We start from the raw sequence: 24,012 nt of genomic DNA, 5'->3' as shown, positions 1-24,012 counted from the left end.
CGATCAGCGAATGGGTACAATGATTTCCATTCTCGCCATCATGGGCGTTATAGGAATTATCTTCGGATTTATTCTCGCCTTTGCGAATAAAAAGCTTGCCGTAGAGTTAAATCCGCTAATCCATTTGGTTGAGGATGTCTTGCCTAAAGGACAATGTGGCGCTTGCGGGTTTGCGGGGTGTCAGGCTTACGCTGAGGCGGTAGTTTTAAATAAGGATGTTTCTCCCAGTCTTTGTGTTCCGGGGAAAAAATCGGTGGCCCAAAGGGTAGCTGAACTAACTGGGAAAAAACCGGAAGAGCTTGAGCCGAGAATTGCTTATGTGAAATGCGCAAGTCCAATTGATCCTTCTTCCCAAAAATATATCTATTCAGGCCTTCAGGATTGTGTTGCGGCGAATATCTTGCATTCCGGCCCAAAAAATTGCCAATATGGTTGCCTTGGATTAGGTACATGTGTGAAACAATGTGTTTTTGGGGCGCTTGAACTCAACGCTCAGGGATTGCCGGTTGTCGATCAGGCAAAATGTACAGGATGTGGCAAGTGTGAAAGTGCCTGTCCAAAGAAGGTAATTCAAATGATTCCGCCTGACGCCCATGTTGGTGTTGTCTGTAATTCGCAGGATAAAGGGGCCGTTGCCCGCAAGATTTGTTCGGCTGCTTGTATCGGTTGCGGTTTATGCAAAAAATTATGTCCGCATGGCGCCATCGAGATTGTCAATAATCTGGCCGTCGTTAATTCACATATCTGTATAGAAAAATGCTCTCAAATGGTTTGTTTGGATAAGTGCCCAACTAAAGCAATCCAAGCATACGAACACAGCCCATTCGGAAAAGTGGCTTCCCTCTAATTGACCAAAGTCAACTGATAGTCTGGAGAGACAGCATGAGGAAAATTATCCATATATTAGCTATTTCGATGCTATTGATTTTATCAACATCCTGCGGTCAAGTTAAGCCCTACGAAACAGACGCCTTTGCTATGGGGACCGTGATCTCACAGGAAGTCTACGGTTCAAATTCTCAAAAGACCTCTGATGAAGTAATAACCAAGATAAAATATCTGGAAACACTTCTGACTATTAACGCTCCGGACGGAGATATCAACAAGCTTAATGGCAACGCCGGTAAAGGGTATGTAGAGTTGAATCCGGGAACTGTGAGCGTCTTGCAAAGTGCCCGAAAAATTTCGGGGTTAAGCGGGGGTGCTTTTGATGTAACAGTTGGACCTGTCGTTAAAGCCTGGGGTATCGGTACAGACAATCCACAGGTCCCGACGGAGGCAACCTTGAAAGATTTAGTTTCTCTGATTGATTATGCAGATATTCATCTCGATGAAGCAGGAAATATGGCATGCCTGCAAAGACCCGGCCAAATAATCGATGTGGGTGGAATCGCCAAAGGGTATGCCGGTGATGTTGCCAAAGCAATATATCAAAAAAATGGCCATAAATCTGCGTTTATTAATCTGGGCGGAAATGTTGTAGTGCTTGGCCATAAACCGGATGGAAACGCCTGGAACATTGGTATTCAAAATCCCAGATCCGAAACCGGCGAAGTCGTTGGCGCTGTTCAGGTTACGGACAAAGCGGTTGTGACCTCAGGGGATTATCAACGCTATTTTGAAAAGGATGGCAAGCGCTTTTGTCATATCATCGACCCGCAGACCGGTTATCCGGCTGAATCGGGTTTGATGAGCGTTACCATTATTGCCTCCTCGTCTGCTGAAGCTGATGGCCTATCAACGGCGTGCTTTGTCTTGGGACTCGATAAGGGATTGGACCTCGTAAAACGTTATGGCCAGGCCGAAGCGATTTTTATAACGACGAATAAAAAGATCCATTTAACCAAGGGATTGCAGGGAAATTTTCAATTAAAGGATGCAAATAATGAATATACGGTTATTCAAGAAGGGTGACCTTTTTTTATTCTTTTGTATGGTAATAATTGCCGTTCTGACGCTTGCCTGGAATACTTATTCATCGCCAAGCAGCTTCGATGCTATTACTGCAGTAATAACTCAAGACGGAAAGGTCATTAAATCCATCAATTTAAATACTGTTACTGGTCCTGCATATGTTAATATCAATAATCATGGTATCAAGCAGGTGATTGTCGCCGAAAAAGGGAAAATCCGGTTTTCGGAATCAGCTTGCCTGGATAAGATTTGTGTGAAGACCGGTTGGCTGACAAAAACAGGTGCCAAAGCCATATGTTTGCCCTCGGCAACGATCATCACCATTGTTGGCGATCGCAAGGATTTTGACAGTATTACCTACTAAACCCCTATGCTCCTCAGAGCACAAACCCTCCTGAAAATGCTATTTTCTTACAAAAGGAGAAAAATGAGTACTAAACGAAATACTGTCATAATAATTCTGGTTTGCAATGCCATTTTAATTTCTTTATTGGAATTAATTATTCCCATACCTATTCCTTTACCAGGAATCAAGCTCGGACTGGGAAATATTATTACCATCATCGCTATTGCTTTTTTGGATCTTAAGGCTGTCTTGATGATTGTTCTGCTGAGATGTATTGTTGTGGCGGTTTTGAGTAAAGGGCTGATGATGCTGGCTTTTAGCCTGTCCGGAGGCCTTTTAAGCGCCCTGATTATGTGGCTGCTTTATAAAAAACTGCTTAATATTTTCAGTATCAAAGGAATTAGCATTGCCGGCGCTATAGTACATAACACGGCACAAGTAATTGTGGCCTCACTAATACTAAAAGAGATGATCCTCTTATATTATCTTCCAATCCTCCTGGTTTCATCGGTCGTCACAGGGTTAATAACCGGGAGCATCAGCGATTTAACTGTACGTGAGATTAGGAAAAGAGGAATCCTTTCAGATTCTATCTAGTTATTTGGGGAAGTGAGTAAAGTGCTGAGTTATTTATCCGAAATTAATCTCAAAAATTCCTTATTGGCTGAATTGGATGCCGGACTAAAAGCCTGTCTGGCCCTAATTCTTACAGTTCTAGCCTCCGTCTGTGAAAAGCAAGTAAGTTTCTTCATTATTTTTCTCTATTTACTTCTGGCAACACTTTTGTTGGGTAGTAATTTTCGATTTCTTTGGAAAAACATAGTTGCTTATGGAATTATTTTTATGTTGCCCTATTCTTTCGGCCTCTTATTATCAATACTTTTTGGTTATCTTTTTTCTAATGCCCTCTTTGTTTCCGACTTAGTTATCCCAGAAACATTTTTGAGAATGCTCAAGATATTTTTTGTCTGGTATATAGGCAGCCTGTATATTTGTTCTACTCCTCTTCAAGCAATTCTGGGTATGCTCAAGAAAGTTTTTAATCCCTTGAATAGTTTGGGTGTTCCGGTATCCAAATATCTAACTATTATTATGTGTATAGTAATTCAACTTACTGAGTCCGTGAGTGAATTTCAGAATAATACCGTAGAACAGGCACGTACTATATTCAAAGAAAAGCGTATGGGTTTGAAGACCAAGCTCAAAGAGATATCAAATCTATTAGTATTTTACATTGCGAATTCTTTGCATAAAACAGAAGAGATCCAGAAACTTGTTGATCAAACAAATCCGAATAATTTTACTTATAATATTCAGATTTCCCGAAAAGAAATCTTTACATTATTTAGTTTTCTATTATTGCTTACAGTTTTGATATTCCTGGAACTATAAAACATTAATAAGTTTAATGTGGAACTATAATTGGGTCCGCCTCCAACAGGGTTAGTGCTCTCTGTATACATTATCTCTTTTTGAGAAGTGTTGACACCTTTATTCTAATGGATTAATATCAACAAGGGAAAATAACTTAATAGCTTGGAGGAAAATATTTTTGGCTACTATAAAACCTTTTAAATCGGTGAGGCCCAGGGAAGATGTTGCAAGTAAAGTAGCCGCACTCCCCTATGATGTTTATAATCGTGAAGAAGCTTTAGAAGAAGTATTAAAGGAACCTCTGTCGTTTTTGAGAGTTGATAGAGCAGAAACACAATTTGCTAAGGATTTCAACCCTTATGATGCTCAGGTCTATGAGAAAGCAAGAGATAACCTCCGGAACATGATAAATGAAGGTCTGTTAATTAAGGAAGGGCACTCCTGTTACTATGTCTATGAACTGATTATGGATGGTCGTTCTCAGACGGGTTTAGTTGGATGCGCTACGATAGAAGACTACCTGAACAATGTCATCAAAACCCATGAGAAAACGAGAGAGGACAAGGAAATCGATCGAACAATTCATGTCGATGTTTGTAATGCTCAAACCGGACCTATTTTTTTAACATATCGTTCTCGAAAAACTATAAATGAAGTTGTGGATGTGATCAAAAAGAACTCTCCCTTATACGATTTTGTAGCTCCTGATGGAGTGAGACATACGGTATGGAAAGTTGATAATGTTAACGACATAGAAACAATATCTACGGAATTTAGTAATGTCGAAAGCATCTATATAGCAGATGGGCATCATAGAACAGCTTCCGCAGTTAAGGTTGGCTTAAAAAGAAGAGCTGAAAATCCGGGGTACACTGGAGAAGAGGAATTCAACTTCTTCCTTTCGGTGCTTTTTCCACATGACCAATTGATGATTTTAGACTACAACCGTGTGGTCAAAGATTTAAATGGCTTGACTAAAGAAGAATTTTTACGTGAGGTAGCTAAAGCATTTTTAGTTGAAAAAATAGGGTCGGAACCCTATAAACCTGCAGAAAAAGCTACATTTGGGATGTATTTGGAAGGAGTATGGTATAAGTTAACAGTAAAAAAGGAGATCCGTTCCAATGATCCTGTAGAGGGACTGGATGTATCATTGCTTCAAAATCATTTACTCACTTCAGTTCTAAATATCCAAGACATAAGAATGGATAAAAGAATCGACTTTGTCGGTGGAATACGAGGACTTAAAGAACTTGAAAAAAGAGTCAATCGTGATATGAAGGTTGCCTTTTCCATGTATCCAACTTCAATAAATGAGTTGTTTGATGTATCCGATGCAGGTAGATTAATGCCCCCGAAGTCTACTTGGTTTGAACCTAAGCTTAGAAGTGGATTGTTCATTCATGAGTTAAAGTGATCCTTAAGATTACTTTGTGGGTTCCAAGGGCTTTGTGCATCCTAGGAAGACATTCTCCTGTCCAGATCGAGCCCGTACTCAGACTCTGTTAAGCGGGCTTTTATCTCAAGTATGCTCGCTAGTCTTCTATCATCCGATTCCCTACCCGTTTTTCCTCTGAACTCGATGTTATTTATTTCAATAGTTTCTTGTTCTCTATTATTCTGAACGTAAAAGTTATAGTAAAAGAAAAGAGAACCGATTACAGCAAAGAAGATTGCCAAAACAAAATACCCCGTTGCCAAAAATACATTAGTAGTATAGTCGTAAGTATTTACATATTCTGTAACGGCGTTCTTAAGGACCGTAATTTTCGAAAATCCCATTCCATAGAACAATAACGAGGAAAGATAACAAATAGCTGTTGCTTTTGGCATTATTACACCTCCATTATAATCAAGACGACGCTATTAAATGATCTAAGATAAACGTAATCAGAGCATATGTTTTATATTCTACCCACCTCGCAGTACATATATTTGGCTAATTTCCGAACCTATGTTCTTATTATAACTGCTGACTGTGTAAATTACAATATAAACTTTATGAACTTTCAGTTCACAGGGAGGTATGAAAATTAATTTTAAGCAACACAAATAGGGGTACAGAGTACCCCTAAAAATAGCCACAAGAAAGAGGTCTCCATCAATTTGGATCAAAGACCTCTTGGTTTTGTTATTAGGACGTAATTAATGTCTGTTCTCCTCCCAATGCTATTTATTTATTTGGCAAATCGGTCCGGATGGAATAAATTAAGGTCGATTCGCTCAGTTCCGCCGTTCAAAATCAGATCTGCTACGATGCATCCGATAGCGGGAGCGTGCATAAAGCCATGCCCGCTGCACCCGTTAGCCAAAATAAGTCCGTTTAAGCCTGGAGCTTCGCCGATAATCGGCAGAAAATCAGGTGTTTGTTCGCAAATCCCCGTATAAGTGCGCAACCATTTGATATCAATGGCGGAAGGAATTGTATCAATTGCGGCCAGAAAAAAATCTTCAGCCCTGGATTTATCAACCGCGTCTTCCAGTCCTGGCCAAGTGTATTTATCTGTTCCCCCCAATAAAACCACCTTGGCGCTGACTTCCTGATGCAAATAGAAACCGGAAGCCAAATCCATAATCAAGGGCGTAACCGGCGGCACACCTCTGGGGTTGGTACAGACGTAGACCTGGCGACGAAAGGGCTGCACAGGAAGCGTAATCCCCGCCATTGCCGCAAACTGGGCAGCATACGGACCGGCGGCATTTACTATAATTGGGCTCCACATAGTCCCTTGCTTGGTTTCAATGCCTTTTATTCTATCTCCATCGATGATGATTTTCGTTGCTTCCCGTCCAAAATGAACGGTGGCGCCTTTTCGACGCACCGCAGAATATAAGCCAGCCAGAACAGCATACGGATCAGCATAGGCATCCCACGGACAATATGTTCCGCCCAGGAAGCGGTCTCTGCGGAGGTATGGGAAATTCTCCCGCAATTCTTCCTGTTTCAGGAGCTTCATCGGTATGCCCTCAGCCTCGGCTTGTTCACTTGTCACTTGAAGTTGATTCCACAAGCCCTCATGAGCGGCCAGCATTAAGCCCCCCTTTTCCAGATACCAAATTGGGGTATCAAAAGCGGACTCAAAATTTCGAAAGAAATCCCTGCTGAGTAAACTCAGACGCCGGAGCAGGGGACTGCTGAATTGGTAGCGGATACTGCCGGTTCCTTTGCCGGTGGAACCCAGCCCCAGTATTTTTTCCTTTTCCAATATTGTTACCGATAGTTGGGGATCCGCCTCCAGAATGTGATAAGCAATGCTTAATCCAATAATACCTGCGCCAATGATTATGATATCCGATTTAAGCTGCTTACTGCTTATGTGCATTAAGTTTTCCACCTGCATTATCTTATTTTTCAGTTCCGTTTCCAACTACTTGGGTACAGGTACAGGTACAGGTATATAAGATGTACTTAATTCTGTCGATTCCTGGTAGTGTTCACCATCCTGGACATGGTGAATATCACGATGGAAGTTCATCGTGCTTCATGAAATTATTAACAACAGCTGTCTCCGCCGCCGTCCGAACAACCGCAGCTTGGTTCTGTTCCCGTCAGCCAGCCCTTAATGATACCGGCGGCACAACCCACACCGGGCTTAACCTCCAGGGCATTAAACGGGCAGTTTTTAGCGCAGGCGCCACATTCCATACAGCCGTCTTTATCAAAAATAACCGTTTTTCTGTTTTCTATGAGAAACACATTATGCGGACAAACCTCAATGCACCTGCCACAGCCCGTACATTGCTCTGACTTCAAATTCAACGTGGACACATTTTTAAAATATCTATTCCTCATTAAATAACAACTCCTTTAAGTTCAAAAAAATTGTTAAGCAAAATCAGGATTATTCCTAAGGCTATCGAGATAATTATCAGTGGAAGAGCTATTTTCATCTCTTTCAAGACGCCTGAAAAGGAAGTAAATGTTGAAGCACCTGTAAAGTTCATCGCCAAAAAAGCAGCTACGGAAGGAAGAATCAGTAAATATCCCAGCACTCTCCAAATGCTATTCTGGGGAACGGTTATCCATCCATTCCATCCATTCCATCCATTCCATCCATTAAGCATATAAACAACGATCACCCAAATAAATCCCAATAACCACCCTTTCCACGCGAAAGCTTTGCCTGGAATCCACGGCAGCAAAACCGGGGTTAAAACACATCCTACAATGACTGCACCCATATAGGCATAAAAATCAACGCTTCCGAAAGGCCCCAGACCAAGGAGATTTAATAAAAAGAGTACCCCAAAAATCATCAGGGAAGCTTTGCAGGCACCGACTAATTCTATTGGCGTCAAAACCAAGCGATCATAGGCACTAAACCTGACCGTCCGCATTTCTGCAGTAGCTTTCATTCCCGTATTGATAAACTCTTTGATATCCTTGGCCCTCACCGGTCCATAAACCACTTTAAAACCGGAAAACTTGGCAACCAAATGGGCACTTATCCCCGGTGCGCCCAATTGTGGTACGATAACTGTTTTGTGAGACACAAACTTCTCCAATTGTACTATAGCAATCCGGTTGAGAAGCTCTTGGGTCCCAAAGGTTCCCTTTCCGGCAGCACACCATACATTTATGCCCTTGGTATCCAGCACTAAAATCCAGGCGTTTAAGCCATTCAATTCTTTTCTTAAACTATCAAAGCTCATTTTATAATTAGCTGAAACCAGGACAAGAGAATTACTATCTGGTTTCCCCACCCTATAAAGACCAGGTTCCACAATATAGTTCATTCTGTTAATTCCCCAACGAGCTTTCCAACTACCTAAAACATCACTAAACGTCAATTCAGCTGAGGTTTGCATCACTTTCAATTCCCTGATGGTTATTTCCATATCGGCACCTCTTCTAATGATATAGACACTAAAATTGGTTATTTAGCACTCTTTCCTTAAGCTCTAAAATTTTACGTTCTATTGTCCTGGCCGTTTTTTGAAATTCATCATCACTTTTTCCTGTTGGATCTCCCAGACCCCAATCCTCTCTGTACTTGCACGGCAAATAAGGACAATTTACATTACATCCCATAGTTATTACAATATCAGGCTGTGGTATATCAGAAATAAGCTTTGAAAACTGCGTCTTTTCCATATCAATATCATAAAGTTGTTTGATTATCCTAACCGCATCCTTGTTAATATAAGGTTTTGTTTCAGTACCCGCTGAGTATGATTCAAAGACATTTGCTGCTAGCTTCTTTCCTAAGGCTTCAGCGATCTGTGAACGGCAAGAGTTGTGTACACAAACAAAGGCTACCTTTGCTTTATTCATTAAATGTTCACCTCTACATGACAATTACAATTATTATCCGACATTCTTATACATTGTTCATTATTAGATTTAATCTTTCCTAAAAACTCAGTGATATTTTCAATAACAGCACCATTAATACGATAATACATCCATGCCCCTTCACGCCTTCCATCAACAATCCCGCTATCGCACAGAATCCTCATATGATATGATAAAGTTGGTTGGGTAATCTTGAAATTATCCAATAGTTGACAGGCACACTTTTCGCCGTCAGAAAGTAAGTCTACTATGTTCAGACGTGTCTGATCGGCTATTGCCTTAAATAATAAAACATATTCTGCATAACTATACTTCATAAAAACCTCCGAAATCTTTTTGAAGCAGATATAGATTACTGTCTATATCCATATTATAATCGTTATATAGATAACTGTCTATATAGCGGTTGTTCACAAAACCATGATCTTTTGCGATCATGTTTTGTTTTGTCCGTAAGTCAAATAAGTCTTGAATTCCGGGCAAGGAGGAATCCCAACCTCTTTGTCGAAACTAATAATAGTTGAACTATAGAGCAATAATAATGAAGAATAGGAGTATCGAGATTAAATGGGAAAACTTAATTTTCGGTTTAGTATTTTTAGTATCGTTCTTTGTCTGGCCATCGTTGTTTCCGGTTGCGCCGCAACTAAGGCCCCGGAAAATAATCAACCAGCTAAAAGCGTCGGGAAAACGGTTAAAATTGGGGTGTTGCCCATTGAGGATAACTTGCCGTTCTATGTTGCCGAAAAAGATGGCCTCTATGCCAAAGAAGGAGTTCAAGTAGAACTCATCACCTTTGCGAGTGCCCTGGAGCGGGATACAGCATTGCAAGCAGGACAAATTGACGGAGAAGTTGCGGATTTGATAGCCGTGGCTTTGTTAAAGAAAGTCGGAACCGAGGTGAAGATTGCTTCGATCGGGCTTGGAGCAACTCCTCAAGAAGGACGTTTTGCGATTTTATCCTCACCCAAGTCGAGTATTAAAGACATGGCAGGATTAAAAGGAGCGACCCTGGGGATATCGCAGAACTCGATCATCGACTATGTAAGCGATCAAATGCTTCTGGATCACGGAGTTCTGCTCAGCGATGTGAAGAAGATGTCGATCCCTAAAATGCCTGTTCGTACAGATATGTTACTATCGGACCAGATCAATGCCGCTTGCCTTCCTGATCCTCTGGCTTCCCTGGCTCAAGCCAAGGGAGCCCATCTGATTATTGATGATACGTACCGGAATATTTCCCAGACCGTTTTCATATTTCGGACCGGTAGTATTCAGGAGAATCCTGCTGGAATTATAGCTGCCGTAAAAGCTTATGGATCCGCCGGACAAGCGTTAAATAACAATCCCGATCAATATCGCAGTCTTTTTTTCGAAAAAACCCAAATCCCTGCTGAGTTAAAGGAAAGCTATAAAATGCCTACCTTTTCGAAGCTTCAGCTTCCAACAGAGAAAGAAATCAATGGTATTATGAAATGGATGGTTGAGAAGAAGCTCCTTCCCCAAGCTTACAGCTATCAAGATTTAGTAGATTCCAATATAAGGGGAGAATAACCTGTGATTGAAGTTTCTCATTGTGATCTGGCTTATGTTCAAGGAGCGTCACAGGTCAAGGTCTATGACGATTTTAGCTTGAAAGTTGAACAAGGAGAAAGCTTAGTTTTAATAGGCGCGTCAGGCTGCGGCAAGAGCACCCTCCTTTATCTCTTAGCCGGGTTATTGCAACCAACAGGCGGGGAGATCAGAATTTGGGATGAGCCGGTGAAAGGTACCCGGCGGAAAACAGCCTTTATTCTGCAGGAATATGGGCTCTTTCCCTGGCTTAATGTGGAGCAAAATGTTAGTTTAGGTTTGCGGGTTCGGCATATGCCTAAGCGGATGTATCATGGAACAGTCGAAGAAATGCTCCACAAAATGGGCTTGTGGGAAGTGAAGAATCATTTTCCCAGTCAGTTGAGCGGAGGGCAAAGACAAAGAGTGGCTTTGGCCCGGGCGTTAACCTTACAACCGGATTTGCTCTTAATGGATGAACCTTTGTCAGCCCTCGATGCCTTGACCCGTGAACGACTGCAAAAACTATTATTAGAAATCTGGCAGGAACAGAAGTTAACAACTGTTTTAGTAACTCACAGTATTGAAGAGGCTGTTTTTCTAGGCAGTCGCATCTTAGTGCTGGCGGATGGCCGCCCCACTCAAGTCATGGGCGAAATACTTAATCCTCTTGTTGCGCAAAATGACTATCGTCAGACATCGGAATTTTTCCAGAAGACGAGATATGTCCGTTCTCTCCTGGAAGGGGGGACGGTTGGATGAGCCGGCAAGGAAGAGAATTTCCGGGACAGTTCTTTGGATATTTGGGAGCTGCTTTATTTTTGTTAATACTCTGGCTGTATGCCGCCTGGAGCTTTAATACGCCCCTGTTACCGACACCTCAGGCAGCTATATGCGCCACCTCTCGCTTGCTGTTCGAAGCGGACCTCGGGAGACACCTTTGGGTCAGCACGTATCGAGTCGTCCTATCTACGTTACTCTCGTTACTGATTGGTCTTCCCCTCGGATTGATTATGGGATATGAACGGCGGATTGACAGGTTCCTGGCCCCTTTGGTTTATATAATCTATCCCATCCCAAAGATTGTCTTTCTCCCATTGATCCTCTTGTTTCTCGGACTTGAAGATCGCTCGAAGATTTTCCTCATTACATTGATCGTCTGTTTTCAAATATTAGTTACAACACGCGATGCTGTTCGCAAAGTAACGGCTGAAACGGTTTCTTCCCTACGTTCTCTGGGCGGAAACCGAGCTCAAGTCTACCGGTACGTGCTCTTGCCGGCAAGTTTGCCCGATATTCTGACTTCTCTTCGCCTGAGTATGGGGACAGCGATTGCTGTTTTGTTCTTTGCCGAGTCGTTTGCTACAACCGAGGGATTAGGTTATTTCATTATGGATTCGTGGAGCCGGGCGGCTCCGGATGAGATGTTTGCCGGAATCATTATGATGGCTCTACTGGGGGTCAGTTTATTTATTGTCGTGGATCTCTTGGAAACGACCCTTTGCCGTTGGCAGCATCTCAAGGGGAACTGAACGAACGCATTAACCAATATTACAGTAAGCACATGTTTTCGAGAAAGTCTGGTTAAAGTAATAATGAAGTTCCATTATCAAGGAGGACCATCGATGGATAAATTGGATAAGTTACTCGATGCACAGGAAAAGACCGAACAAAATAACAAAAAGCAAGGTAAAAGGCAACCAAACAAAAAGTTACCTAATAAGCAACACAGTACTAATAAATAACCCTGCCGGAAACCATGATCTTTGGAAGGTCATGGTTCTTTTATGTTTCAGTGGGCCTTCAGAATGCATTGGAACCTATCAAAATAAGCAGGAAAATTGTTACTTTATAGCGAAGAATAATAGGATCGAATAACGATTGGATAATTCATAGGCAGAATGTAATGGGGGTAATGATGGCTACTAAAGAACTTAGTCAAGTTAACTTGGATTCATATCTGGATAAGCTCTATGAAAACTTGCAAAGGTGTGGAGACAAGCTGAATGCCCGGATTCTCAACACCCTTAAATTAAAACTCGAACGCCAGGAAGTTGCTGTAGCCTGCTATGGTTATGTCTCTTCAGGCAAATCCAGGTTATTAAACGTGTTAATAGGTGAGGATAACCTCCTGCCGGTAAGTCCACTGTCTTCAAGTAAGAATTCCGTGTACATCAGACCGGGTAAATCATTAAATATAGGGATATGGCCAAAGTACAAGCCCCCTACCAGGGTTGCTTTACCGGAGCGTGAGCAGTTCCATGCGTTATGTCAGGATCCAAAATTGGAATGCCTGAAGCTTTTTTGGGCAACTCCGGAGGGCCTAAGTTTGATTGACACCCCTGGAATTGATTCCATTGAGAGCGGGCATGAGCAGGCGGCAAATCCCCTCCTGCTCTTGGCGGATGTGGTGATTTACGTAACGGATTACAATCATGTTGAATCTCAGGTGAATTTCAGTTTTTTGAAAACCCTGCAAGCTCGTGAAATTCCCTACGTACTGATCGTTAATCAAATAGATAAACATGTTGACTTGGAGCTTTCTCTGGCCGATTTTTATACTAAGCTAACCCAGGGCTTGAAACAATGGGACTTGAAACCACTAAGAGTATATTTTACCAGTCTGACAGAGGATAAATCCCCCGCTTGCCAATTGGAGCAGTTGGAAAAAATGTTAACTGCGTTGCGCTCAGGAGGAGCGAAACTTGTAATTTCAACGGTCATCCGCTCTGTACGTCAGGTACTACAGCGCCATAGCAGCTTTTTCTCTGAACAGCAAGAGGTTCTGCGTGAACCTCATCTTTGGGTCAGAGAACAAGCCATTAATGAGCAGGAAGTCTTGTTTGCTTTTCAGGATCTGGAAAAGCAAATCCGGATGTTAACCGCTTTGGCAGAAACCATCGATTCTGAAATTATGACAGAGGTAAACCAGCTCTTGGAAAATGCTCGTTTGTTTAGTTATGAAACGCGGGAACTGGCCAAACATGTGCTTAGTTCCAGACAGCCCGGTTTTAAAGCCGGTTTTTTTGCCAGTTCAGCTAAAACGAAATCCGAGCAGGAGCAACGCCTTAACAAACTTTTTACGGAACTGGCAACCCGCTCAGAAGCAAACATAACCTGGCATTTGCGCAAAATATTAGCGGAAATACCTGCTCGCTATGACCTGCCGGCAGAAAGCTACGTCGATCAGGTATCTCAAATGAACGTATCGTTTGAACCTGAACTTTTGCTTCAAACAATACGTCCCGGGGCTATGGTTTCCGGAGAATATGTCATGAACTATACCAACGACTTAGACGTTGCCCTCAAATCCGTTTATCGGCAAAGCGGTAAAAAGTGGATCGAACGCGCTCAGGAAGCCGCAAATCAAAAAACCCACCGGGAATTACCGAGCCTTCAGGAACAATTAGAGGACCACAGACGGATGCTTGGCTCACTAGCGGAATTAAATAGACTTGATGTGCTCCACAACAATCATATGGCGGAACTGCTAACCTTCTGGGAGCAGGCATCTTCGCAATTTACGGAAGATCGTCTCTGGACAGACGATAAACTACCTGACTCGAACAGGGATCAAGCTTTAAAGGCAAGTCGTCAGCAGGCGGATCGTCAAAAAGGATATATGGGGCTGCGGGGGAATATCAATTCTTCCCAAAGCGAATTTCCCGGGTTAAAAAATAAAACCTCAGCTGCAACGGTGCGAAGGGGACACCCGAAACTATGGGAAACTGTCCAGGATTTAACGATCTGCTCTGATTTAGTAGCCCCTTTACCAGGTTTTAGTTTAAGGGTAAAATCTCTCCGTCAAAGGATTGCCCGCTTAGAAAATAATTTATTTACAGTCGCCCTTTTCGGTGCTTTTAGCGCGGGAAAATCCTCCCTGGCTAACGCTCTGCTTGGAGATTCAGTGCTTCCGGTTTCTCCGAATCCCACGACTGCCACTATCAATAAAATTTTACCCCCAACTGACCGATATCCTCATGGCACTACCAAAGTAAAATTAAAGAGTCTTCCTGATCTGACCACTGATGTGCTATCGTCCTTAGCGGTATTTGGGTTAACCGCAACAGACTTAACCCAAGCTTTACGCCAAATTCCCGGCTTAGACACCCAGGATGTCCCGCTCGAAGCAAAACCATACTTGAGTTTTCTCAAGGCTGTTGCGCGCGATCAATCCTCTTTACTGGAGCACTTAGGCGAAGAGCTAACCGTCGATTTTCTTGATTTCCGTGATTTTGTCGTTTCAGAGGATAGGGCTTGTTTTGTGGAAGGCATTGAGCTGTACTTTTCCTGCCCGTTAACAGAACTAGGGGTAGTACTGGTGGATACGCCCGGATCTAATTCCACGAATGTCCGCCATACCAATATTGCTTTTGATTATATTAAAAATGCCGATGCCGTACTATTTGTCACTTACTATAACAATCCTTTCTGTAAGGCGGATGCCCAATTTCTTTCCCAATTGGGTAAAGTTAAAGACACCTTCGAAATGGACAAGCTCTTTTTCATTGTCAATGCCTCGGATTTGGCCCAAACGCCTGAGGAATTAACTCTGGTCCTTAAACACGTCGAACAAAATTTACGAACCAGTGATATTATTCGGCCACGGCTCTTCCCGGTTTCCAGTCAGTTGGCTCTTTTGGTAAAGCTGGCTGCTGAGGGAAACCTTCAGCCTGAGGAAGAGCAGCTTTATCGCCGACGCCTTAAGCTAAGTCCGCAAGAGAGTCTTCCGGAACCGGAAAAGGCGCTCTTTGCTTCCGGGCTAAAACTCTTTGAAACAAGTTTCTATACCTTTATCGAAGAAGAGTTGATCAACTTAGCGGTAGAATCTGCTAACAAGGAAATTCAAAGGATCTTACAGTCGGTGAATGGCTTATTGGAAGCAGCCCAATCCGATGCTTCTCAAAAAGCGAGAAAACTGCAGGGTTACCGAAATCTTGAACAAACGATTCTTTCAGGTTTAGAACAGATTTCTCTTTTAGCGGAGGAAAGTTACATTGCCCAAGAGATTGACGAACTTATTTATTATGTTAATCAAAGACTCTCCTATCGTTATTCCGGTCTGTTTGACCGAGACTTTTTTATCCTAAAGAAGCCAAAAGAGGAGCAGCCTAAGCTTGCTGTTCAGCAATGTATTGGGGACTTTCTCCAGGACATTGAAGTTGAACTGGTCCAGGAGATCCATGCTACCTCCCTTAGAATGGAGAGATTTGTGCAAAAAACCCTGGACCTTGTTTTAAATAAGTATGCCGCCTTTGTCAGCCAATCTGATCAACAGTGCAGTTTGCCAAACGAGCACAAAATTCCTTCCCAGGAAGAGCCTGGAACGCCTGTTCTAAACTGGGATACCAACTCTCTTTCTAAAACGGCCGATCTCTATAAAAATCCTAAAGACTGGGTCGAGGGGCAAGGTCGGGCTAAAATGCTGGATACGATTATGCAGCTGATCCAGCCCAAAATTAAGGCTTGGCTAAATGAATGCAGTAATACCCATAAAGAATTTTGGCAGGAATTGTTTGAGCTTGAATGCCAAAAGCTTAGAGAGCAAGCTTTTTTGGAAGTATCCGGCTATTACTCCAGGTTAGCCACAGCCCTGGCGGATGGCTATGACGTAAACTACCTGGAACAAGTTCAAACAGAATTGGCCGGATTGGCTAACATTAAAAAAGTCTAATTTCTTACACGCCTCATTTTTATTTCTTTCATTTCAAAGAAGAGAAATGCAGCTGTCAACACCACAGCCAAAGAATCTGCAATCGGCGCCGTTATCCAAACTCCTTCTATTCCATATAAATTAGGCAAAATGAGTAAGAGTGGAATGAAGATGAGCACCTGTCTTGATAGGCTGAGAATCGTTGATTGAACAGGTTTGCCCACGGCTTGGAAATAATTTGCGCCAATGATCTGAAATCCGACGATTGGAAGAACGGCAAGAAAGGTAACCAGAGCGTGCACGGTCAATTGCGTCAGGGCAGTATCTCCTTTGCTAAAGAGTTCTACGATTGGGGTAGCAGCGGTTCGAACGATGATATAACCCACGGAAGCTATGGCCGTACCGGCAATCGTTCCTTTTATTAATGTTTCTTTCACTCGCTCATAAAGCTGAGCGCCGTAATTAAACCCAATCAGAGGCTGAGCTCCCTGACTGATTCCGACAATTGGCATTATGAGGAACATTGCCAAACTCATGAGAATACCTACAGCTGAAAGGGCTATATCTCCGCCATAAGCCATAAGGGTTTTGTTTAAGATCGTTTGCTGAACACTATTGGCTATTTGCATCGCAAAAGGAGCAAAGCCTATCGTAACGATCCTCACAACAATCGGAACTTGGAGTTTCAGGTTTTTGAGTCTAATTTTAATCTTACTTCGACCTGTATAGAAATAACTGAACACCCAAACCGCCGAAACAGTTTGCCCCGTGATAGTTGCCAAGGCTGAGCCTTTGATACCCCACCCCAGGTTAAAGATAAATACATAGTTTAAGATAATATTGATTACAGCGCCAATGATTTGGGTTATCATAGCAAACCGAGGATTCCCTTCGGCCCGGATGAAGTTATTTGTCCCATAGGAAAGCGCTCCAGGGACTGCCCCAATCATGATAATATGGATATAATCCCGGGCATAAGGTAAAACCTCTGAACTGGCGCCAAACAGCCTTAAGATCGGCTCAGAAAAGAGGAAATAGACGCCGGAAAGCATTAAAGGCAATAAGATTAATAAGAGGGTAGCGTTACCTGCAATTCTCTCTACTTCTTCTTGTTTCTGTTCCCCAAGACGGATCGAAATCAAGGCGGTCGCGCCAATGCCAATCAGCATGGCTACAGCAAATAATATAATCATAATCGGGAGAGCTACAGTGGTGGCGGCAATTCCTATGGAACCCACGCCTCGCCCCACAAAGATTCGGGCTATAATAATATAAAAGGCATTCACTAACATGCCAATAATTGCGGGTAAGGAAAATTCCCAGAGCAGACCGCCAATATTTCCATTACGCATATCTAAACTTTTCATTATATAAGTTCTTCTCTCTTCTTCCTTTTGGGATACTATAATAATCTAAACTGGGATGGTGTCATTATCCCCTGTATTTAATAGCTAATCCTTTTAAGAAATTTCTAGCGTATTTATCTCCACACTCTTTATAATTCTTATGTCCTTCTTTTCTTAGCAGAGCGCTTAATTCTCCTTTTGTTACCATAACCCCTGTTTTTTCAAATATATCAATCATATCATCACTTGTTAGTGATAACGCAATTTTCAATTTCTTAAGCAGCATATTATTAGGATTGTTAGGATTCTTATTCTTTAGAACCGGTCTTTCAGCTTGTCCCGGTTTTGGATCTTGTTTTCCTCTTTTAAATATAATAAAGCCATTTAAAAATGACTCCAGCGTACTATTATTACACTTTATATTTTCTTCCTTTGCTTCTATTTTGTCATGATCGTCAGCTTCATTATTGTAACGGTAAGTGTCTTTTGATTTGATGAGCAGCTTCCTCACAATTTCTCGTGATAGTTCAACGCCGCCAAGTTTAAATATCTCTACCATATCCGGATCCCTGATATCCAGTGCATATCTTAATCTAATTAATATATCATTATTATCCATCTATAATCCTCCTAAATCTTTCTTATGCTATACTTATATTATAGCATGAACATTTCAAGGTGGCAGGGTCACCGATATGCACGCTTGAGCCCAGTAGGTATTGGCAATTTCTCCTAAGAGAGATTGCAGCTATAATATCCTTCAACTTTGCAGCGGGTAGTATTAAGATGAGGTTATTTGATTATTAATGGAGGCAAAACGGTGATAGCAGAAGTATACCCAAATATATTCAAGAATGAAATAGTCCTGCCCAGAAACCCCTTAAAAGCCATCAACAGCTACATCATAACATCCGAAAACAGGAATTTAATTATCGATACGGGCTTTAATACAGCAACCTGTCAGGCTCAGTTAATGAGCGGTCTGGAAGAACTAACCATTGCTCTCAATAAAACCGATCTCTTTATTACTCATATGCATACCGACCACTCCGGTCTTGCTCCAATCCTGAAAAAACACGGCGTACAGGCAATCTATTTTAGTCAGCTGGATGGGGATTTGTTTAATAATATCTCCCGAAAAGGGAATTTTGTTCAAACCATCCAAACGCATAACAAAATATATAATCTGACAAGCAACAACCCTTTTGGCAAAGATTTTGGGGACGTGCAGATCGAACCGCTGGAATTCATCCCGTTATCTGAGGGAAACGAAATAGTCATAGGGGATTATTGCTTTGAAGTTGTGGATATTCCCGGTCATTCTCCGGGACATATCGGCTTGTATGAAAGAAAACACAGGCTGTTTTTTTGTGGGGACCATATCTTAGATGAAATTACTCCTAATATATCATTCTGGGGATTTGGACAGGATATTTTGGCTACATATTTAAATAGCCTCCAGAAGGTGTACGAGTATGAAATTAATTACTTATTTACTGGACACAGAAAAGTTCTTAGGGAGCACCGGAAAAGAATCATTGAGCTCTTTGACCACCATGAAAAACGCCTCAAAGAAGTTTTAACTATTTTGAAAGATAGTGCAAAGACAGTCGGCGAAGTGGCTCCTCATATGCACTGGGATATTGGCAATCTAAGGTGGGATGATTTTCCAAACTCACAAAAGTGGTTTGCCTCTGGGGAAGCCCTGTCTCATTTAGAACATTTATTCCATACCGGACTCGTTGGCCGAAGCGATAGGAATGGGATGTTTTTTTATGGGATTATATGAATTGCTATTCGATAATTTTCCGGAAATATCGTACATTCTCAATTAGTTGCGGACCATGCATAAAAAGCCCTCCGCCAACCAAAAAGATGACATCCTTCCCGTAGATTTTAAGTGATTCGGGAATACTTGATAAACTCATGCCCCCGGCAGGGCAAGGGAAAATCGTTTTAAGAATTCCCATGGGCATAGCTGTTCCACGAACAATGCCTTCACATTCTTCGCGACTAAAAGAAAAACGTCCTCCAAAGTTTGGGAATATGGTTCCATCGCCACCGGCCAGTCGCACGATTTGACCAAATAAAGCATGATGGGAAATCCCACTTTGATTTAAGACATAACTTCCTTGGAAGGCAGGGTGACTAATTATTGGAAGCCCTAAACTCTCATCTTCTGCAATTTCACGCATAAGATCTAACCCCGTTAAACCTGGGGAAATCAAATATCCACCCGCTCCAAGGTCCTTGGCGAGTTTCGCTCGCCCTTTTATTTCAGAAAAAGGTGCTGTGATATTAGGCATATAGATAGAATGACGCCCCGTCTCCCAATTGGCTCTTTGAACTGCCTCGGCACAAAGTTTTACTCGTTCTTCAAAGGGACAGAAGGCCTGGTTTGATAGGCCATGGTCATCCTTAATAATATCTATACCCCCAAGGGCAAATGTATAGGCTAGTTCCGCTAACTCTTTCGAACCAAGCCCCATAGGTTTAAGTGCTGTAAAGAGAAGGGGACGCTCCTGTACGTCAAGAAGTTCTCTTAAACCATTCCGACCAAAGCGGGGGCCCTTAAAGCATTTGAGTAAAGACTCGGGGAGTTCTAAATGCTCCACACGAATATTGGGTTTTATACTGATATTGCCAAATACGACGTTAAGGAGTTGGGTAAGCTCTCCGGCAGCAGTAGCCACGGCATAGGAAATTACAGATTCATATTGATTCTCCCCACAAGCTGCGAAGGATTCTATGCGACCCAAAATATGTTCCCGAATTATTCCGTCAGGCACGAGTTCGTCAGGAAACTCCACTGTTTGCTCAAGACAAATATCTTTTGCTTTTGCATAGGCCTCATTTTCAGCACCCCACAATCGGTAGGTCACCAAAAACCTTTCACAAGGCAAGGTGAGTTGTGAACTACCAGAAAAAAACATAACTCTTCCTCCAATCAAAGCGCTTCCGGCTTAGCTGAACTATGCACCGCAGCCACAAAAGCTTCGGCCAGTTCTGCCTCTTTAATCCCGAAGTTCGCACCGAGTAAATTTTCCACTGTTGCAATAAGGGATAGAGCATCGAGACCATACTCTGTCATAAGATATTTTTTACTTGCACCATGAACAAAGGTATCTTTCAGGCCAATTCTTACGAGCCGTTTTCCAATTCCCGCTTCGGCTATCTTTTCAGCTATTATGGTACCCAAACCGCCGATAATTGAGTGATTTTCCATGGTTATTACGCCATATTTAGATTGTTCGATAGCCTCAAGAACAGTTGGATCGTCAAAGGGTTTTAAGGTAGTAATATGCATGTGCTGAATAGCTACCCCCTGAGTCTGGAGAGCTTGAAGCGCACGAATCGCTTCTTCGGTACAGATTCCGCTTGAAAGCACGACAAGATCTTTTCCAAGCGAAAGAGTCCGGGCTTTGCCAAATTGCATCGGTTCAGTTGAAGGAAACAAGCGGGGAATTTCGCCGCGGAGGATGCGGATATAAACCGGTCCATGAATAGCCTGGGCTACATCAAGTACCGACTCGACATCTGTCGCATCTCCACATTCCAGAATGGTCATATTCGGCAGGGAGCGCATCACCGAGATATCTTCAATCGCCTGGTGAGTTGCCCCGCCTGGAGTCATGATTCCAGGTAAGAAACCAAACATTTTCACAGGCAGTTTTGGATAGGCAACAGACATAGCTATCTGGTCATAAGCCCGACGATAAATAAAGACTGCAAAGGTATGCACAAAGGGAATATAACCTTCGCGGGCTAACCCCCCGGCAAAACTCAACATATTTTGCTCAGCGATTCCCATCGAAAAAAACCGCTCGGGATAGGTATCTCTAAAATCATCAATTTCAACTGAACTTGTCAAGTCAGCGGATAAAACGACGACCTCGGGTTTGTCCTTAGCCCATGTTATCAAATTCTTTGCATGAACCTTTGATAGGATCTCCATTACGGTTTTTCCTCCTTGAATAATTGTTCGAAAGCTAATTGATAGGCTTTCTTTTCCTCTTCACTCGAAAAACGAACGTAGTGAAGTTTGGGGACTCTTTTTTCAAGGAGCGGAATCCCTCTACAGGGGTCTGTGTCACATAAAATAAAGATGGGCCGTCCATCGGATTCAAGTTGTCCGAGTTCTGTCAAGGCTGCCACATCGTGACCATTCACCCGGTAAACTCTTGCCCCAAAAGCTTCGAGCCGTTGATCGAAGGGTTCTATATTCATAACTGTGGTCATTAAACCATCACACTGGTAGCCGTTGATATCCACATAAATGAGCATGTTTCCAAGCTTATGAAAAGACATCGCCTGCACGGCTTCCCAGAATTGCCCCGCTTGGCACTCACCGTCGGACATAAATAAAACGACCCTACCGGATTCATTTTTCAATTTCCGAGCCAGAGCGATACCCGCCGCTTGGCTGATTCCCTGACCAAGGGAACCGGTCATGATTTCCATACCAGGCGAATGTTCAGCCCCAATCATTTCGACGACACTGCCATCCTGATTAAACTGATCAAGGCCTGATTGGGCCATACGCCCCACTTCAATCAGAGCCGCATAAAGTACGAGCGAGTATTGGGAAGGGGAAAGGAAGAAGCGATCATACTCTTCGGACTTTGGACCGTTATAGTTTGCTCCCGTAAAATATTTAGAATTGTTCGCTCCAGGCACACCCGGGAATTGTGCCGGAACGATAGGACGTTCAACTTTTCCTAATTTAAGTACGCTTAAATACAATGCAGCGAATATCTCCGCAGAGGAGCAAGCTTGACTGAGATACCCTCCGTTGTTTTTGAGGGTATGGTCCATCACGCGTCGCCGGATTCGATCGGCTACCCTGTAGATTTCATCATGATGTAAAGGACTTTCCTTCGGGTTCATCTTGACATCTGCCCCACTTTCCCCAAAATATTGATACAAACTATGGGTGAATGAATCAAAGTTGTCCAGTCCAAAAATACAAACCTATTCAACCCCCAAAGCCTTAAACACTGCATCCTCAGCACTCTGATAAAATATAATGTTAAAGCAGCCAATCAATTCAGATGGAACAGTTCCGAGGTCAACAGCCGATGTAATGGGGAGCAAGACCTTCTTGGCTCCACTGTCCAGACATACCTGCAAAGTATTCACCAATTCTTCCACCTTTATGATAGTGCCACCGATGCTGAGGTCACCCAAAACAACCGTACTACATCACAATGAAGCACACGGCATATCTTATCCGTGTCTCTATCCAGTTCAAACTGATCCAAAGATCATCATAATATTTGTTAAGAGGAAACCTGTTTGGGGTCTCTATCAATTTCGGGGGTGCCTCTTTGACTATATCCATAAATTCGGCATATTTCTGCTATGTCCTGCCAAAAACTGCTTCGTTTTGTATTTCTTATGGAAATTTCCCTAATATGAGAAATTAAACACAATAAAACCTCACATTTTTTGAACGTGAGGTTCCATGCTAAAGGAATCTTTCAAGTAATAAGTCTTCAACATTTCTCCTTCCATCGATTACGGCAAGCACCCAGAGCTTATTCTCTTCAGTTTTATAAATAATTCGCCAAGGCGGACTAATTAATTCTCTGTAAATCAGGATGCTATGAAGTCTCAATTCGGGAACAATTCGTCCTTGCAGAGGCATCTGCCCTAAGTTATCGGCTTTTTGTTTAATGGCAAGGTAAACTCGTCTTGCTTGAAGGTCATTGTCTGCGGCAATATATTCTATTATTCTTTTTAAATCCTGCTGGGCCGTTTGGGTCCAGAAGCCATGCTGTTCGCTTGTCGTCATGATCTTAGCTTGGCATAGTTGTCTAATTCACGCTCAAAGCCTGAAAAAAAGTCTTCCTGTGATAAAATTTTCCCCTCTATGATATCCCTTTCCCCTTGGGTCAGTAATTTTAATAAACCGATAGCTTTCTTCATGTTTTCATAGGATTCAGTATCTACTAAAACAGCCCTGGCCTCTCCATTTTGGGTGACATAGACAGGTCTGCGGGTCTCATTAACTTGTTCCAGAATCTCAGCAGCATTAGCCTTAATATAAGATATGGGTCTAATATCTTCATTTATATTCATTGCATTATCCCTCCCTATACAAATATAGTACTAAATTAAATCCGGTTGGTCAAGGGCATCCCTAAAACCATATGGTTAAAGTCATGGTCATGATTTTCCTACTAATTCAAATTCAAAACCGCTAAATTGTATCAAGTGCTTTATCTTTCGTTTCGGCAGCCGAAAGGGCTTCCTGGGATGAAGAAACCCAAGCAGTCCTGTTGATACTATACTTAACCCGGCATATAATAGAAGCATGATTAAGTCAAAATTTTGCATAGGAGTGATCAGTAATGATTATTAAACCCACATCTGCATTGAGGACAGAACTTGGTGAAATAACCAGGATATGCAAAGAAAGGTCTGAGCCTGTTTATTTGACCAAAAATGGTGAGGGCGAGTTGGTTGTAATGAGCATTGCTGCATTTGAACGCAGAGAAGCAACGCTAAACCTAAGAGCAAAGCTGTTAGA

Annotated in this window: 27 protein-coding genes and 1 pseudogene; 13 read left to right on the top strand and 15 right to left on the bottom strand. The window is 42.4% G+C overall.

All coding sequences use genetic code 11. The annotated features are described in order from the left end of the window. The first annotated feature begins 10 nt into the window (after window positions 1–10). The 6 genes from rnfB (at window position 11) to AC6I5A_RS08645 (ending at window position 5,051) form a co-directional block, all read left to right on the top strand. Window positions 11–847 carry an RnfABCDGE type electron transport complex subunit B gene (gene rnfB / locus AC6I5A_RS08670; RefSeq protein ID WP_034614537.1) on the top strand — a complete coding sequence of 279 codons (837 nt, stop codon included), beginning with the start codon at window positions 11–13 and terminating at the stop codon, window positions 845–847. A 35-nt stretch (window positions 848–882) separates the two neighbouring features. Next, entirely contained in the window at window positions 883–1,914 is a 1,032-nt protein-coding gene (locus AC6I5A_RS08665) for an FAD:protein FMN transferase (RefSeq protein WP_034614534.1), read from the top strand. Then, window positions 1,886–2,278, top strand: coding sequence for a NusG domain II-containing protein (locus AC6I5A_RS08660; protein WP_052167978.1), 393 nt, complete (start codon window positions 1,886–1,888; stop codon window positions 2,276–2,278). Before AC6I5A_RS08665 ends, AC6I5A_RS08660 begins: the two co-directional genes overlap by 29 nt. A 63-nt stretch (window positions 2,279–2,341) precedes the next feature. Further along, window positions 2,342–2,857, top strand: a complete 516-nt coding sequence (locus AC6I5A_RS08655; protein WP_034614530.1) for a Gx transporter family protein — start codon at window positions 2,342–2,344, stop codon at window positions 2,855–2,857. A 21-nt stretch (window positions 2,858–2,878) separates the two neighbouring features. Then, complete coding sequence (locus tag AC6I5A_RS08650) at window positions 2,879–3,652, top strand: hypothetical protein (protein WP_034614527.1); 774 nt, start codon at window positions 2,879–2,881, stop codon at window positions 3,650–3,652. 160 nt (window positions 3,653–3,812) lie between these two features. Further along, window positions 3,813–5,051, top strand: a complete 1,239-nt coding sequence (locus tag AC6I5A_RS08645; RefSeq protein ID WP_034614524.1) for a DUF1015 domain-containing protein — start codon at window positions 3,813–3,815, stop codon at window positions 5,049–5,051. A gap of 41 nt (window positions 5,052–5,092) precedes the next feature. Here the strand turns inward: AC6I5A_RS08645 and AC6I5A_RS08640 are convergent, their stop codons facing one another. The 7 genes from AC6I5A_RS08640 to AC6I5A_RS08610 all read right to left on the bottom strand — a co-directional run bounded on the left by AC6I5A_RS08640 (window position 5,093) and on the right by AC6I5A_RS08610 (window position 9,413). After that, window positions 5,093–5,467: a hypothetical protein gene (locus AC6I5A_RS08640; protein WP_052167977.1), complete on the bottom strand. Its 375-nt coding sequence runs from the start codon at window positions 5,465–5,467 to the stop codon at window positions 5,093–5,095. Between the two features lie 344 nt (window positions 5,468–5,811). Further along, entirely contained in the window at window positions 5,812–6,957 is a 1,146-nt protein-coding gene (locus AC6I5A_RS08635; RefSeq protein WP_034614521.1) for an NAD(P)/FAD-dependent oxidoreductase, read from the bottom strand. 170 nt (window positions 6,958–7,127) lie between these two features. Then, window positions 7,128–7,427, bottom strand: a complete 300-nt coding sequence (gene hgcB / locus AC6I5A_RS08630) for a mercury methylation ferredoxin HgcB (protein WP_034614517.1) — start codon at window positions 7,425–7,427, stop codon at window positions 7,128–7,130. After that, the gene (gene hgcA, locus AC6I5A_RS08625; protein ID WP_034614515.1) at window positions 7,427–8,473 is read right to left on the bottom strand and encodes a mercury methylation corrinoid protein HgcA; all 1,047 of its coding nucleotides are present in this window, start codon (window positions 8,471–8,473) and stop codon (window positions 7,427–7,429) included. The genes hgcB and hgcA overlap by 1 nt, the downstream gene beginning before the upstream one ends. Before the next feature lie 28 nt (window positions 8,474–8,501). Next, window positions 8,502–8,909: an arsenate reductase ArsC gene (locus AC6I5A_RS08620; RefSeq protein ID WP_034614512.1), complete on the bottom strand. Its 408-nt coding sequence runs from the start codon at window positions 8,907–8,909 to the stop codon at window positions 8,502–8,504. Then, window positions 8,909–9,247, bottom strand: a complete 339-nt coding sequence (locus tag AC6I5A_RS08615) for an ArsR/SmtB family transcription factor (protein ID WP_034614509.1) — start codon at window positions 9,245–9,247, stop codon at window positions 8,909–8,911. Before AC6I5A_RS08615 ends, AC6I5A_RS08620 begins: the two co-directional genes overlap by 1 nt. Continuing rightward, window positions 9,237–9,413 (bottom strand): hypothetical protein, encoded by a 177-nt coding sequence (locus AC6I5A_RS08610; protein ID WP_497900611.1) that lies wholly within the window; start codon window positions 9,411–9,413, stop codon window positions 9,237–9,239. The genes AC6I5A_RS08615 and AC6I5A_RS08610 overlap by 11 nt, the downstream gene beginning before the upstream one ends. Before the next feature lie 84 nt (window positions 9,414–9,497). On the opposite strand from AC6I5A_RS08610, the gene AC6I5A_RS08605 reads away from it, so the two are divergent. The 5 genes from AC6I5A_RS08605 (at window position 9,498) to AC6I5A_RS08585 (ending at window position 16,155) form a co-directional block, all read left to right on the top strand. Beyond that, window positions 9,498–10,484: an ABC transporter substrate-binding protein gene (locus AC6I5A_RS08605; RefSeq protein WP_034614506.1), complete on the top strand. Its 987-nt coding sequence runs from the start codon at window positions 9,498–9,500 to the stop codon at window positions 10,482–10,484. A 3-nt stretch (window positions 10,485–10,487) separates the two neighbouring features. Continuing rightward, window positions 10,488–11,243, top strand: a complete 756-nt coding sequence (locus AC6I5A_RS08600; protein WP_034614503.1) for an ABC transporter ATP-binding protein — start codon at window positions 10,488–10,490, stop codon at window positions 11,241–11,243. After that, window positions 11,240–12,013, top strand: a complete 774-nt coding sequence (locus AC6I5A_RS08595) for an ABC transporter permease (RefSeq protein WP_034614500.1) — start codon at window positions 11,240–11,242, stop codon at window positions 12,011–12,013. Before AC6I5A_RS08600 ends, AC6I5A_RS08595 begins: the two co-directional genes overlap by 4 nt. A gap of 93 nt (window positions 12,014–12,106) precedes the next feature. Further along, on the top strand, window positions 12,107–12,226 hold the full coding sequence (locus AC6I5A_RS08590) for a DUF4023 family protein (RefSeq protein ID WP_034614497.1): 120 nt from the start codon (window positions 12,107–12,109) through the stop codon (window positions 12,224–12,226). A 170-nt stretch (window positions 12,227–12,396) separates the two neighbouring features. Next, the gene (locus AC6I5A_RS08585) at window positions 12,397–16,155 is read left to right on the top strand and encodes a dynamin family protein (RefSeq protein WP_497900610.1); all 3,759 of its coding nucleotides are present in this window, start codon (window positions 12,397–12,399) and stop codon (window positions 16,153–16,155) included. Here the strand turns inward: AC6I5A_RS08585 and AC6I5A_RS08580 are convergent. Beyond that, window positions 16,152–17,504 (bottom strand): MATE family efflux transporter, encoded by a 1,353-nt coding sequence (locus AC6I5A_RS08580; RefSeq protein WP_497900618.1) that lies wholly within the window; start codon window positions 17,502–17,504, stop codon window positions 16,152–16,154. The genes AC6I5A_RS08585 and AC6I5A_RS08580 overlap by 4 nt on opposite strands. Window positions 17,505–17,565: 61 nt before the next feature. Further along, window positions 17,566–18,099 (bottom strand): YehS family protein, encoded by a 534-nt coding sequence (locus AC6I5A_RS08575; RefSeq protein ID WP_034614490.1) that lies wholly within the window; start codon window positions 18,097–18,099, stop codon window positions 17,566–17,568. A gap of 201 nt (window positions 18,100–18,300) precedes the next feature. Between AC6I5A_RS08575 and AC6I5A_RS08570 the strand changes: the two genes are divergently transcribed. Further along, entirely contained in the window at window positions 18,301–19,269 is a 969-nt protein-coding gene (locus tag AC6I5A_RS08570; RefSeq protein WP_034614487.1) for an MBL fold metallo-hydrolase, read from the top strand. 4 nt (window positions 19,270–19,273) lie between these two features. On the opposite strand, the gene AC6I5A_RS08565 is transcribed toward AC6I5A_RS08570, so the two are convergent. From AC6I5A_RS08565 to AC6I5A_RS08540, 6 genes and pseudogenes are all read right to left on the bottom strand, one after another. Then, window positions 19,274–20,413, bottom strand: a complete 1,140-nt coding sequence (locus AC6I5A_RS08565; RefSeq protein ID WP_034614484.1) for a RuBisCO large subunit C-terminal-like domain-containing protein — start codon at window positions 20,411–20,413, stop codon at window positions 19,274–19,276. Between the two features lie 14 nt (window positions 20,414–20,427). Next, the gene (locus AC6I5A_RS08560) at window positions 20,428–21,435 is read right to left on the bottom strand and encodes a transketolase family protein (protein WP_034614481.1); all 1,008 of its coding nucleotides are present in this window, start codon (window positions 21,433–21,435) and stop codon (window positions 20,428–20,430) included. Next, the gene (locus AC6I5A_RS08555; protein WP_034614478.1) at window positions 21,435–22,367 is read right to left on the bottom strand and encodes a transketolase; all 933 of its coding nucleotides are present in this window, start codon (window positions 22,365–22,367) and stop codon (window positions 21,435–21,437) included. Before AC6I5A_RS08555 ends, AC6I5A_RS08560 begins: the two co-directional genes overlap by 1 nt. Before the next feature lie 84 nt (window positions 22,368–22,451). Beyond that, a pseudogene (locus AC6I5A_RS08550) lies at window positions 22,452–22,670 on the bottom strand (protease Lon-related BREX system protein BrxL); the annotation flags it as partial. Between the two features lie 277 nt (window positions 22,671–22,947). After that, window positions 22,948–23,274 carry a type II toxin-antitoxin system RelE/ParE family toxin gene (locus AC6I5A_RS08545; RefSeq protein ID WP_034614477.1) on the bottom strand — a complete coding sequence of 109 codons (327 nt, stop codon included), beginning with the start codon at window positions 23,272–23,274 and terminating at the stop codon, window positions 22,948–22,950. Next, a complete protein-coding gene (locus AC6I5A_RS08540; protein ID WP_034614475.1) occupies window positions 23,271–23,561 on the bottom strand; it encodes a type II toxin-antitoxin system Phd/YefM family antitoxin in 291 nt (96 codons plus the stop codon). The genes AC6I5A_RS08545 and AC6I5A_RS08540 overlap by 4 nt, the downstream gene beginning before the upstream one ends. A gap of 272 nt (window positions 23,562–23,833) precedes the next feature. On the opposite strand from AC6I5A_RS08540, the gene AC6I5A_RS08535 reads away from it, so the two are divergent. Then, a partial coding sequence (locus AC6I5A_RS08535; protein WP_034614472.1) for a type II toxin-antitoxin system prevent-host-death family antitoxin occupies window positions 23,834–24,012 on the top strand: 179 nt, incomplete at its 3' end.

This window comes from Desulfosporosinus sp. Tol-M2 (genome assembly GCF_059735615.1).
The sequence above is the reverse complement of the archived record's forward strand: the minus strand, read 5'-3'. Positions and strand labels throughout refer to the sequence as shown.